This window comes from Paenibacillus albidus, assembly GCF_014644435.1.
Taxonomy (GTDB): domain Bacteria; phylum Bacillota; class Bacilli; order Paenibacillales; family Paenibacillaceae; genus Paenibacillus_AQ; species Paenibacillus_AQ albidus.
Genome location: NZ_BMKR01000004.1, coordinates 178536 through 190357, shown reverse-complemented (window position 1 = coordinate 190357; position 11822 = coordinate 178536). Strand labels below are relative to the sequence as shown.

Sequence of the window (11822 nt, the reverse complement as noted above, 5' to 3'; positions counted from 1 at the left end):
TCAGGAGAGGCTACAATGAATGAATCCCGCAAGGATATCCCGAGAAGCTGGGAGCATCCCGATGTACAACAATATGAGCGCACAATCGCCTTAAAAATACCCGGTTACCCCCTGCTGTACAACATGCTGGACCGTCTATTATCGGTACACTTGGAAGCACACCACACCGCGAATATTCTTATCGTTGGAGCCGGAGGCGGACAAGAGCTGGTAACCCTGGGGGCACATGAGAGCTGGTCCTTCACGGGGATAGATCCCTCCAAAGCGATGCTGGAAATCGCCAGAAACCGTATGGCCGCTGCCGGTCTTGGCGCCAGGGTCACGCTGCACCAATGTGATCTTCATAATCTGGCTTATGGCAACCCCTATGATGCGGCTACCTGTATGCTGGTGCTGCATTTCCTCAAAGGAAAAGAGCAAAAGCTGCAGCTGCTCCGTGAAATCGCTAGTCGGATGCAGGCTGGTGCTCCATTTTTTGCAGCTGCTATCCAGGGTGACATCCGCACAGAGGCCTGGTCCTTGCAAATGAAGGCCTGGAAAACACATATGCTGGACAATGGCATTACCCTGGAGGGCTGGGATCAGTTCGATTCGTCCATAGGTGTAACTTCCCATCCGATCCCGGCTGACGAGATAGAAGCTCTGCTGCTTGAAGCAGGTTTTACCGGGGTCAACCGTTATTTCACTTCTTATCTGATTGAGGGTTGGTTTGCCATTAAGAAAGCAGGTGCTGGTCAATGAAAAAGGACATCATAGTAATAGGAGGGTATGGTCATGTCGGAGGGCAAATATGTAAGCTGCTGGCTGCCCGTTACCCGGGCAATGTCTTTGCGGCAGGCCGCAGCCTGGAACGGGCAGAGCAGTTTTGTGCCTCCACCGGCGGGAAGGTCCGGCCACTTCAGCTTAATCTGGGTGATCCTTTCCCTGCAGAGCGGCTTGAGCGGGTGAAGCTTGTGGTGATGTGTCTGGATCAGGAGAACCCTTCTTTCGTCATCACCTGTTTAAACAGCGGGACACATTATGTCGATGTCTCGGCAAATGGAGCGTTTTTGACGCAGCTTGAAGCGCTGAATACCACGGAGTCCGGGCTTAAGGGGAGCGCTGTAATTAGCGTAGGCCTGGCACCTGGTCTTACCAATCTCCTGGCCCGGGAAGCCAAACTTGCGATGGATCAGACGCAGCGCATTGAAATTTCAATTATGCTCGGTCTCGGTGACAGCCATGGACAGGCAGCCATTGAATGGACCGTGGATAATCTGAGTGCCACTTATGACATCACGCAAAAGGGAAGCCGGATTCCCGTGAACAGCTTCACTGCCGGCCGAAAAACGGACTTTGGCGGCCGTTTAGGACAGCGAAAAGCGTTCCGGTTCCCTTTTTCCGATCAGCAGACCCTGCCCGGCTCGCTTGATGTTTCATCCGTTGCTACCCGATTATGCTTTGATTCCAGATTCTCGACAGCTGCACTGGCCTTTATGCAAAAGCTGGGGCTTATGCCTCTTCTTCGGGGCCGTATGATGCGAAAGCTTGCAGTAAAGTCCTTTGGCAAACTTCGCTTTGGCTCGGACATGTTCGCTGTAAAAGTGGATGCCTACGGACAAAAAGATGGTGCTCCCGCCCTCAGTGAATGGAGCATTCAAGGTTCCGAGGAAGCCAGAATAACGGCAATGACTGCTGCTGCGGTCGCTCTGGCTGTATATGAATCCGCCAGCCTGCCGTCCGGTGTCTTTCATCTGGAGCAATTATTCGGGGTTAAGCTGGGACAGGATAACCTGACACTGACAACAAATCATACCGCAGGCCCTTTCATGGAACAGACCCTGCCCGATATCAGCGGCTGGTCCCGTCTGAGTAAATTGTAATCTGATTAATTTTGCAGGTATGGCTTCAGGGTGTCCAGCATGGCTACCATATCCTTGGAGCAATCCTCATACATTTGCTTGGCCGCTTTATTTTGGGTGGACAGGCTGAACATTTCGAGATCCGCTTCACATTTTTTCAGGGTTGCATACAGTTGCGGTTTTTCCTGCAGCTTGGGAGGCTGCACCTTGTCGGCATACAAATCAACGGTCAGCTCGCCGTACGAATCAACTTGTCCCAGGAAGACATTCTCGGGATTCAAGCCAAGTTTTTCCAGCTTACCCTGGAGCCAGCCACGGGTCAGAGACAGTGCATCCAGTGGTTCATCCATCACTTTTCCGTCCATAATTACTGCCTTTGTCTCTTTCTCCGGAGCTACTTTGACGCCCAAATGATTGGGTGTCAGAGGCTGGTTCTCGCGGTTCAGCAGCACATTAATGGCACCGTCGGACTCCATAATGGCAAACTCCACATCGGCAACCTTGAATACATCTTTTTTGCGCAGCTCTTCGAGCAGCTCATCCACGGACAAACGTTCTTTTTTCATATTATCTTCTAGAATTTTACCATCTTTAATCAGGACTTGGGCTTTGAAATCAATGAAATCCCGCGCCTTTTTGCTTTTGATTTTCAGAAATTCGATACCGAGTGAGACCGCCACCCATACCATAAGGGCGATAAGCCCCAGGTGCCAGGTCTTGTCTGTATCCAGTGAAATATATGCAGCCAAACTACCAATGGTGATGCCTGTAATGTACTCAAAAAAGGACAGCTGCGACACCTGTCTTTTCCCCAGCAGCTTTGTTAACAAGAACAGGACCACCACAGCAAAAAGTGTGCGTACAATAACCTCCAGCCATTCAGGCATGCGTAATAACCTCCCAGGGATCTTCAATTCCTTATTTCATTATTTGTAAAATGGCTAAGAATAAAACTGGGATTTAATTACTCTTATGTTGTTTCAAACTTCAACCTCCCTGAATAATACAGGAAGCTGAGGTTCATCCTTATCAGGTAGCAATCAGTCACATACCAACGAAACGGAGGGACAAAACAATGACAGTTGCCTCACAGGTCAAGACATGTGTAGCCTCTTTAAAAGGAGCTCAAGCGAGTTTGGAGCAATTCGCCCTGGAAACACAGAATCAGGATGCCAAAACTTTATTCACCAATGCCGCAGATCAAACCAAACAAATCGTACAGCAAGTAGAATCAAGGGTACAGGAGCTTGAAAAAGAAGAACCACAATATAAAGGGTTCTAAAAACGAAGGGGCTGTCTCATGAGTCATCGCTAGATGACGAATGAAACAGCCCCTTTGCGTTCCGCTGATCCAGCCGGAACGGAAGGCATTTATGCCTTTGAATTCAACCGTTCCGCTGATTCAGCCGGAATGGAAGGCATTTATGCCTTTGAATTCAGCCATTCCGCGGATCCCGCCGGAATGAAAGGCATAAATGCCTTTGAATTCAATCGTTCCGCTGATTCAGCCGGAACGGGAGGCATTTATGCCTTTGAATTCAGCCGTTCCGGTGATTCAGCCGGAACGAAAGGCATTTATGCCTTTGAATTCAGCCGTTCCGGTGATTCAGCCGGAACGGAAGGCATAAATGCCTTTGAATTCAACCGTTCCGCTGATCCAGCCGGAACGGGAGGCATAAATGCCTTTGAATTCGGCGTCTCCCCGGCTCACTGCCGCGACATTGCTGCCGGTGCAGCGTCCTCTTCATTCTCGCTCCGCTGGCCTTTGCCATGGAGTTTGAAATAAAGGCCTTGCTGCTGCATTAACTCCTCATGGCTGCCCTGCTCGGCAATTCTGCCCTCCTGAATAAACAGGATGGTATCGGCGTGGCGTATGGTGCTGAGCCGATGGGCTATAACAAAGCTCGTACGTCCTGCAATCAACTTCCTGATGGCCTTCTGGATATGAATCTCCGCCAGCGTGTCGACACTGCTGGTCGCCTCATCCAGAATGAGCAGCGCCCGATCAGCCAGAATGGCGCGGGCAATGGTAATCAGCTGCCGCTGGCCCTGGCTGAGATTGCCGCCTTCGGCGGACAGTTCCGTCTCATACCCTTGCGGCAAGCGCATAATAAACGAATGGGCATAAGCCTGCTCCGCCGCTTGTTCCACTTCTTCATCGGAGGCGTCCAGTCTGCCATAACGGATATTCTCGCGGACTGAACCTGAGAACAGATGCGCATCTTGAAGCACAATGCCGAGCTGGCAACGCAGACTGTTTCGGTCCACTTTGCGAATATCGGTGCCGTCAATCAGAATCTGGCCTTCGTCCACTTCAAAAAAACGGCCCAGCAAATTGACAATCGTCGTTTTCCCCGCCCCCGTTGGCCCCACGAGTGCAATCGTATCTCCAGGATTTGCAGTGAAGGAGATCTCCCGCAGAATAGCCTTGCCGGAATCATACCCAAACCCAACCCCTCTATATTCCACCTTGCCGGCAATCGGTTCCATAGGTTTCAGGAAGCCCTCCTCGTATTCCGAAGGCACCTCCATCATTTCAAAGACACGTTCTGCACCGGCAACCCCCGATTGAATCATGTTGTATTGATTCGCCACTTCATTCAGCGGACCGCTGAACTGCTTGGAGTATCCCAGGAAGCTGATAATCACACCAACCGTAGCCAAGTCTCGGACAGCCAACCAGCCGCCTATTGCTGCAATCAGCAGATAGCTAAGATGGCTGAACAGGTTCATTAATGGACCCATTGTGCCAGAGAGAATCTGGGCCTTTATTCCGGCTTTTTTCAGTTTCTCATTGGTTTCGCTAAACTGGGCAGCAATCCGCTCTTCCTGGTGGAACAAATAGACCACCTTATGCCCGGAGACGCTTTCTTCAATAAAACCGTTTAATTGACCCAGCTCCTGTTGCTGTGTTTTGAAGCCCGCCTGTGTTCTGCGGCTGATCTGCTTGGCTGCGATTGCGATCAAGGGTGCTGTTACCAGAGCGACCAGCGTCAGCCAGACATTTAACATAAGCATGAGAGTGAAGGAGCCGAACAGCATAATCACACTTGAAATGATCTGCACCAAACTTTGGTTCAGCGTATTAGAGACATTGTCGATGTCATTGGTTGTGCGGCTCATCAGCTCACCATGGCTTTTTCCGGCAAAAAAAGGGACCGGCAGCTGCTGCAGGTGATGGAACAGATCCCTGCGGAGGCTCCAGACGGTCCGCTGCGAGACATCGGCAAGAATAATACTTTGCAGCCAGTTCACCAGACTGATTCCGGCATATACACCGGTCAGAAGAAGACACAGCTGCAGAAATCCATCATATTCTCCCGGGATAATATACCGGTCCAGGGCGGCACCAATTAAATAAGGTCATGCTAATGTAAGGCCGGCAGCGGCCACCGTCAAAGCAATGACCAAGATCAGGCGGATTGGCTGCTGAAGCAGGTAGCCACCCAGTTTTTTTAATGTCGCAGATGTCGAATTCATGGCTGTGCTCCTTGCTGGGATGTTGCAATCTCCCGATAAAGGGGACTGCTGTGCAGCAGTTCCTGGTGCGAACCCCGCGCTGTAATCCGCCCTTCTTCCAGCACCAGAATGACATCCGCATGCTGAATGGACGCGATTCTCTGGCCGATGATCAGACAAATGCTGTCTTTCATGACGTTCTGCAGAGACTGCCGTATACGCAGGTCCGTGTTCAGATCCACCGCACTGGTACAGTCGTCCAAAATAATGCATTGCGGTTTGAGCATTAGGGTCCGGGCGATGGAAATCCGCTGCTTTTGCCCTCCGGACAAGTTCACACCGCGTTGGCCAAGCAGGGTCTGATAGCCGTCAGGCAAGCCGATAATAAAATCATGCGCCTGAGCCAGCTTCGCTGCCGCTTCCACCTCCTCCAGTCCCGCTTCCGGTTTGCCATAACGGATATTGTCCAGAATCGTTCCGCTGAAGAGCAGTGACTGCTGAAGCACCATCCCCACTTTTTGATGCAGCACTTCAGGCTGCAGGTCATTTATATTGCAGGAGTCCAGGAGAATCTGCCCCTGTGTCACATCATAGAACCGCGGAATCAAGCTCACCAAAGTGGATTTACCGGAGCCGTTCACCCCGATAATTCCAACGGTCTGGCCCCGCAGTGCCGTAAAATTAATCTCGCGCAGCACAGCATGCTCCGGGTTGCCGTCATAGCTGAAGCTGACGTGGCGAAATTCAAGCTTCTCAATAGCCGCCGCGGGCGTTTTCCCGCTTGCAGCTTCGCCAACATGATCTGCGGGCACAACCAGAACATCATTTATCCGGTCTGCTGAAGCCTTGGCACGGGAGAGGGTCATTAACTGGTTGCCCATGCCGAGCGTAGCGAACAGCAATTGGGTAATATAAGTGAGGAATGCCGCCAAATCTCCTACCGGCAGCACTCCTTCTCTCGACAAAACACCTCCATACCACAACGCCCCTACCACACTGAAGTTAAGAATCAGCGACATCACCGGTGTATTAATGGCGACGAGCTTCGCCGCTTTCAGACTGGCCTTCAGGAAATTGGAGTTACTGTCTCCATAACGCTGTTCTTCATGCCGGCTGCGCACAAAGGCTTTGACGACCCGAATCCCGGCCAAGTTCTCCTGCATCATCGTGTTCAACTGATCCAGCTTCTCCTGCACTCTTCCGTAGAGGGGAACGGTCAGCCGGGTCGTTACATACAGAAACAGAACCAACAATGGAATCATTGCCAGCAAGAGCAGTGACAGACGCGGGCTAATAATAAAAGCCATAACCAAACTTCCGGCAAACTGGAACAATTGGCGTGCAAACATCCGGCGTACGACCAGTACCAGATTCTGCAGTTGCACAACATCTCCGGTAAGCCGGGTAACAACAGAGCCGGAATCGAAACGGTCCAGACTGCGGATGGATAAGGATTGCACCTTTTGAAAAAGCTCTTGCCGCAGATCCGCACCAAAACTCTGCGAAGCAATGGTCGAGTAGACCGTGCAGCCGACCCCGCCGATCAAGCCGACAACAGCAACAGCCAGCATCAATGCTCCCGTATCAGCAATATGCCTCAGGTTCCCTGCAGTCACCCCCTGGTTCACAATGCTGGCCATCAGCTTCGGCTGAAGCAGATCCATACAGACTTCGAGCAGCATAAAAAGCGGCCCCAGGATGGCTGCGAACCAATAAGGTTGAATAAATCGGATAAACTTGTACAAATTCAGACACCTCAATCAAATTTAATTATGTATTTGCCGGGAACCATTCCCTAAGTCCGCACATCGTCATAAAGTTAAATTATAGCACAAAAAAAGAAACGGCTGAGCGTCCTTTAGGAACCCTGGCCGTTTCTTAAATTGTGATTCATATTAATCTTTTGTGTTCATAAAGGCTGAAAGCTCAATCTTATTCCCGCTTTTTGCACTTTCCAGAGCACCAAGGACCATCGCCATACTGTACCGGTTATCATGGCAATCTGTTTCAGGAGAACGCCCTTCGGCGAGGGCCAGGAACATCTCTTCCAGACAGCCTTGATGGAATGTTTTGTCCATCACAACAGCTTCTCCTTCGATCCGCAGATGATCCCGCACAAATTTGCCGTCCTGCTCTTCCGCTGTGACCACTTCCGCATATGGCATGTCCAGGCCATCCCAGATGGCTGTGCCTTTCTCACCGATAACCCGCCAGGCTGCTTCCCAGGAGGTGGGAGCGCCTTCTGCACACCAGGAACCCTGATAACAGAATACGGAGCCATCGCTCATCTCAAAAATACAGATCGCCGCTGCGTTTCCCTCATACCAGGAGCCGGGGGGATTAAATTCCTGACAGTAGACGGTCTGCGGATTTGCCCCCGTGATATAACGTGCCTGATCAAAGGTATGAATCGCCATATCCAGTAAAAGCGGACTGTTCATTGCATCACGGAATCCGCCGAAATGAGGAGCCAGAAAAAAGCTGGCCCCTATATAACCGGTTCGGCCAATGGTGCCGTTCTCCAGAAGACCGCGCAGCGAACGAATCCGTGGATCGAAGCGGCGGTTCTGCATCACGGCATGAGTCCGCCCGGTCTGCTCCGACAGGGCAACAATCTCATTGCATTGCTGCATGGTTTCAGCCAGCGGTTTCTCGCCGAACACGTGGCAGCCTTGTTCCATGGCCGTACTGGCGATACTAAAGTGACTGCCCGGAACCGTCACGTCAAACACCACATTGGCTTTCGTCTCTTCGATTGCCTGTTTGATATCCGTATACGCTGGACAACTTAGCCCATGCTTGATGCCCATCGCCTGTGCCGCCTCCAGATGGATATCCACCAGGGCCACGATCTGCGTATCCTGCCGTCCCAGGGCATATTCTATCCAGGCATTCGCCATGCCTCCGCAACCGGCAACGGCCACACGATACTGTGCGATCATTGAAATTCTCCTCGCTGTATAGGTTTAGACCGGATTTGGCACGAAGCTGCCACCACGGCAGTGCTTCAGATAATTGAGGGCGTGAACCTGACCCGTCATTTCCAGTTCATCACGGTATACCGGATCATGCCAGCCTTCGATGTCAATGGTGCCTTTGTAGCCCGCTTGCCGCAGGATGGTAATGACATCCGACCAGTTCGTATCTCCGAAGCCCGGGGTGCGGTGCCACACATACTCCTTTGGTCCATGAATGCCATATTCCTTGATAATATCCCAGGCAATCGTAGCATCCTTGCCATGCACATGGAAGATCTTGTCCGTCCATTTGCGCAGCTGCGGAAGCGGATCGATCAGGGCAACCATCTGGTGGCAGGGCTCCCATTCCAGACCGAGATTGTCAGCGGGTACGGCATTGAACATTTTCTCCCAGGCTGACGGATTGTGGGCAATATTCCATTCACCGGATTGCCAATTGCCTCCCATGGAGCAGTTCTCAAAAGCAATCCGCAGTCCGCGGTCAGCCGCCCGTTTGGACAATTCACCAAAAACTTCAGCAAATCTGGGTAGGGAATCGTCAATGGATGCACCGGGCAGACGGCCTGTAAATCCGGAAATCAGGTCAGTGCCAAACAAATGTGCATGGTCGATTAAGCGCTCCCAACTTGCCAAAGTATCCGAATTATCCCCTTCGTTTGTAAGCGGATTACCAAAGATGCCTACAGTAGATATGATAAAATCATGCTCTTCAGCCAGCTCCCGCACACGTTTGGCAGTCTCCGCCAGATCCGTAGCTCCAGTAGTCTGCCAGAAAGTTAAGCTAAAGGATTCGAAGCCGTGGCCTACGATCTGCGGGATTACTCTCACCGCATCTCCGCCTCCTACCAAAGTTCCGATCCGCAATGTGTCTTTCATCTTGTATACCACTCCAATATTGGTTTATATTTAATTCAGCTACCTTAGTATATTGCTCATTTTATGTGAAATCTCTTCTTATCTTGTGTATTTATAGCTGAATCTTGTGGGAGTTGACAGGTCCTTGAATTATCCGAAAGAACTAAAAGAATATCCTCTGCCGGAACAAACCATCTATCCGTTCCGCTTGTTTTTCAATGATTTCCCGGAGGCTAAAGCGGAACAGAATATTATGTATATGCATTGGCACGAACATCTGGAGATTATCGTTATGAAAAAGGGCCATGCCATATTCCATGTGGACAGCCAGCCCTATGAAGTTGCTGCGGGAGAAATCCTGTTTGTCCCTTCAGGGGGGCTTCATGTTGCTTATGCCCTGCAGAATGAAGCGGTCAGCTTTGTTTCCATTGTTTTTCACAGCTCCATGTACAAGGATTGGAACCAGGATCCCCAGCACAAACAGTTCGTAGCTCCTTACCTGGAGAATCAATACCAGTTTCCGGTGATGCCGTTCAAAGAGGTCCCTGCCTGCGCTTCCTCCCTTGCCCTGATGGATTTAATTATTGAGGAATTTCAGGAGAGCCGCCCGGCGTATCAGCTTGTGATTAAGAATCAGCTCCATTTGCTGCTCCTGCTGCTGTCCCGTACATTTAGACCTCAGCAGACGTCGGGACGGACCCATGAGCGTCATTCCATGAACCGGGAGCGTTTTAAGCCGCTGCTTGAATATCTGGAGCTGCATTACGATGACAAGATCACGGTGGAGCAAGCGGCCAAATCTGTAAGCCTGAACCCCTATCATTTCTGCAAAACCTTCAAAAAGCTCACCGGCCGCACCTTTATCGACTATGTCAATGTCTGCCGTGTGGCTGAAGCCGAAAAGCTGCTGCTGAATACGGATCTCACCGTCACCGAAATTGCCGGCCGCGTCGGCTGTGACAATCCAAACTATTTTACCAAGCTGTTTAAACAGTATAAAGGCCTTACCCCTTCAGCCCTGCGCAAATAAAAGGATTTATCGGTGCAGGGTTTACTTTTCCGGCAGAACATGATATTTTAATTTCCATGAATATAGAAATATATCAGGAAGGAGTATGATGAACATGGTCGAAGTCAGCAAAGAAAACAGGGAAGCCGTCAAGGTTCATAAAGCACTGGGCGAGCCTACCCGCTACAAGATCCTGCTGGAGCTCATCAAGGATAATAACCTCTGCCCGGCAATGCTGGAAAGCCGCCTGGAGTCGATCCCCCTCTCCACGCTGTCGCATCACTTGAAGCAGCTGGCTGAGAGCGGTTTGCTTGACTCCCGCAAAGAAGGTACTTATATCTATTACAGCCTGAATGTGGCGACAGCCCGCAAATATATTCCCTATTTGCTGGACTGATTTTTTTTGCTTATTATTTCGATATATTTAGAAATATAAAAACAATTTAAGGAGCGTTTCTTACATGTCGAATACGTTAAAAGTTTATATTTTGGCGCTTGTGAGTTTTTTGGTCGGGACTTCAGAATATATCATTGCAGGGATTCTCGATAAAATAGCAGGCAGCCTGGACATCTCCCTGGTCGCCGCAGGCCAGCTTATTACGGTATTTTCACTGGTCTACGCGCTGTGCACTCCCGTATCTATGGCCCTGACGGTCCGCTGGGAACGGCGCAGACTGATCCTGTTTTCGCTGGCCCTTTTTGCAGTGGCCAATATGCTGGCCTTTGTGCTGCCGGGATATGGCTGGTTCCTGGCTGCCAGAGTATTGATGGCGCTCGGCGCAGGTGTGGTCGTCGTTACAGCTTTAAGCTTGGCTGCCAAAATTTCAGAGCCGGGCCGGCAGGCCAGCTCCATCGCTACAGTTGTAATGGGTTTTACAGCTTCGCTAATCATTGGGGTGCCGCTCGGCAGAATGATTGCTGCTGTCTATGACTGGAAGTGGGTCTTTGGGGGCATCGGGCTGCTGGCTCTCCTTGCTGTGATTGTCATTCATCGGAGTATCCCCGCTACCGATGGAGATGCGCCAATCCCTCTGCGGCAGCAGCTGGGTCTTCTGAGAAACCCTAGAATTGCTATGGGCTTGGCAGTAAGTTTCTTTTGGCTCGGCGGATACTCCATTACTTACACCTATATTTCCCCTTACCTCCTAACGATTACAGGAATGAGTGAACAGACCTTAAGCGCCGCATTGTTGGCCTTTGGCATTGCCAGTCTGGTCGGGTCCAAGCTCGGAGGCTACAGCGCTGACCGCTGGGGAGTCCTGCCCACCTTGCTATCAGGGATGCTTGTGCATACCGTGATGCTGGTGCTGCTGGCACTAGCGGCCAGTCACTGGATCCTTGTATTCCCTCTGCTGATTCTCTGGTCGTTATCTGCCTGGTCCTCCGGTCCGGCGCAGCAATATAACCTGGTGACGCTTGCTCCTGAATCCTCAGGTATTATGCTGAGTCTCAACAGCTCCGCGATGCAGCTCTCCATGGCTGCCGGTGCAGGGATTGGAGGCATGGTACTGAACCGGGTTTCGCTGCTGTCCATCACATGGATTGGCGCTGCCGGGGTAGCGGTTGCCGTAGTCCTGCTTATCGTTTCGTCCAGGCTTGCAGCACCGGATCCAGAGACAGCAGTGAAGGTACAGCAGGCATAAGCAGGTTATTACTTTTTAGTCTCTTCTTATCATGAAG

12 protein-coding genes are annotated in these 11822 nt (G+C 51.0%); 7 read left to right on the top strand and 5 right to left on the bottom strand.

Going from position 1 to position 11822, the window contains the following annotated elements; translation table 11 throughout:
• Positions 1–15 precede the first annotated feature (15 nt).
• Together IEY53_RS05970 and IEY53_RS05965 are read left to right on the top strand one after the other, a co-directional pair.
• Complete coding sequence (locus IEY53_RS05970; protein ID WP_189022944.1) at positions 16–741, top strand: class I SAM-dependent methyltransferase; 726 nt, start codon at positions 16–18, stop codon at positions 739–741.
• Positions 738–1862, top strand: coding sequence for a saccharopine dehydrogenase family protein (locus tag IEY53_RS05965; protein WP_189022942.1), 1125 nt, complete (start codon positions 738–740; stop codon positions 1860–1862). The genes IEY53_RS05970 and IEY53_RS05965 overlap by 4 nt, the downstream gene beginning before the upstream one ends.
• A gap of 5 nt (positions 1863–1867) precedes the next feature.
• Here IEY53_RS05965 and IEY53_RS05960 read toward each other — a convergent pair whose 3' ends face one another.
• A complete protein-coding gene (locus IEY53_RS05960) occupies positions 1868–2728 on the bottom strand; it encodes a DUF421 domain-containing protein (RefSeq protein ID WP_189022940.1) in 861 nt (286 codons plus the stop codon).
• 188 nt (positions 2729–2916) lie between these two features.
• On the opposite strand from IEY53_RS05960, the gene IEY53_RS05955 reads away from it, so the two are divergent.
• Positions 2917–3123 carry a DUF1657 domain-containing protein gene (locus IEY53_RS05955; RefSeq protein WP_189022938.1) on the top strand — a complete coding sequence of 69 codons (207 nt, stop codon included), beginning with the start codon at positions 2917–2919 and terminating at the stop codon, positions 3121–3123.
• A gap of 33 nt (positions 3124–3156) precedes the next feature.
• Positions 3157–3627 carry a hypothetical protein gene (locus IEY53_RS05950; protein WP_189022936.1) on the top strand — a complete coding sequence of 157 codons (471 nt, stop codon included), beginning with the start codon at positions 3157–3159 and terminating at the stop codon, positions 3625–3627.
• Here the strand turns inward: IEY53_RS05950 and IEY53_RS05945 are convergent.
• From IEY53_RS05945 to IEY53_RS05930, 4 genes are all read right to left on the bottom strand, one after another.
• Positions 3549–5195 carry an ABC transporter ATP-binding protein gene (locus tag IEY53_RS05945; protein ID WP_308424207.1) on the bottom strand — a complete coding sequence of 549 codons (1647 nt, stop codon included), beginning with the start codon at positions 5193–5195 and terminating at the stop codon, positions 3549–3551. The genes IEY53_RS05950 and IEY53_RS05945 overlap by 79 nt on opposite strands.
• A gap of 122 nt (positions 5196–5317) precedes the next feature.
• On the bottom strand, positions 5318–7045 hold the full coding sequence (locus IEY53_RS05940) for an ABC transporter ATP-binding protein (RefSeq protein ID WP_189022934.1): 1728 nt from the start codon (positions 7043–7045) through the stop codon (positions 5318–5320).
• Between the two features lie 150 nt (positions 7046–7195).
• The gene (locus IEY53_RS05935; RefSeq protein ID WP_189022932.1) at positions 7196–8242 is read right to left on the bottom strand and encodes a Gfo/Idh/MocA family protein; all 1047 of its coding nucleotides are present in this window, start codon (positions 8240–8242) and stop codon (positions 7196–7198) included.
• Between the two features lie 24 nt (positions 8243–8266).
• Positions 8267–9154 carry a sugar phosphate isomerase/epimerase family protein gene (locus IEY53_RS05930; RefSeq protein ID WP_189022930.1) on the bottom strand — a complete coding sequence of 296 codons (888 nt, stop codon included), beginning with the start codon at positions 9152–9154 and terminating at the stop codon, positions 8267–8269.
• A 124-nt stretch (positions 9155–9278) separates the two neighbouring features.
• On the opposite strand from IEY53_RS05930, the gene IEY53_RS05925 reads away from it, so the two are divergent.
• The 3 genes from IEY53_RS05925 to IEY53_RS05915 all read left to right on the top strand — a co-directional run bounded on the left by IEY53_RS05925 (position 9279) and on the right by IEY53_RS05915 (position 11785).
• Positions 9279–10163 (top strand): helix-turn-helix transcriptional regulator, encoded by an 885-nt coding sequence (locus IEY53_RS05925; RefSeq protein ID WP_189022928.1) that lies wholly within the window; start codon positions 9279–9281, stop codon positions 10161–10163.
• 94 nt (positions 10164–10257) lie between these two features.
• Positions 10258–10539, top strand: coding sequence for an ArsR/SmtB family transcription factor (locus IEY53_RS05920; protein ID WP_189023163.1), 282 nt, complete (start codon positions 10258–10260; stop codon positions 10537–10539).
• Between the two features lie 64 nt (positions 10540–10603).
• Positions 10604–11785, top strand: coding sequence for an MFS transporter (locus IEY53_RS05915; RefSeq protein WP_189022926.1), 1182 nt, complete (start codon positions 10604–10606; stop codon positions 11783–11785).
• The last annotated feature ends 37 nt before the right edge of the window (positions 11786–11822 follow it).

What these genes read in the sequence shown, in the direction of transcription:
- IEY53_RS05970 (WP_189022944.1), top strand. Translation starts at nt 16, where the DNA reads ATGAATGAATCCCGCAAGGATATCCCGAGAAGCTGGGAGCATCCCGAT.
- IEY53_RS05965 (WP_189022942.1), top strand. Translation starts at nt 738, where the DNA reads ATGAAAAAGGACATCATAGTAATAGGAGGGTATGGTCATGTCGGAGGG.
- IEY53_RS05960 (WP_189022940.1), bottom strand. Translation starts at nt 2,728, where the DNA reads ATGCCTGAATGGCTGGAGGTTATTGTACGCACACTTTTTGCTGTGGTG.
- IEY53_RS05955 (WP_189022938.1), top strand. Translation starts at nt 2,917, where the DNA reads ATGACAGTTGCCTCACAGGTCAAGACATGTGTAGCCTCTTTAAAAGGA.
- IEY53_RS05950 (WP_189022936.1), top strand. Translation starts at nt 3,157, where the DNA reads ATGACGAATGAAACAGCCCCTTTGCGTTCCGCTGATCCAGCCGGAACG.
- IEY53_RS05935 (WP_189022932.1), bottom strand. Translation starts at nt 8,242, where the DNA reads ATGATCGCACAGTATCGTGTGGCCGTTGCCGGTTGCGGAGGCATGGCG.
- IEY53_RS05930 (WP_189022930.1), bottom strand. Translation starts at nt 9,154, where the DNA reads ATGAAAGACACATTGCGGATCGGAACTTTGGTAGGAGGCGGAGATGCG.
- IEY53_RS05920 (WP_189023163.1), top strand. Translation starts at nt 10,258, where the DNA reads ATGGTCGAAGTCAGCAAAGAAAACAGGGAAGCCGTCAAGGTTCATAAA.
- IEY53_RS05915 (WP_189022926.1), top strand. Translation starts at nt 10,604, where the DNA reads ATGTCGAATACGTTAAAAGTTTATATTTTGGCGCTTGTGAGTTTTTTG.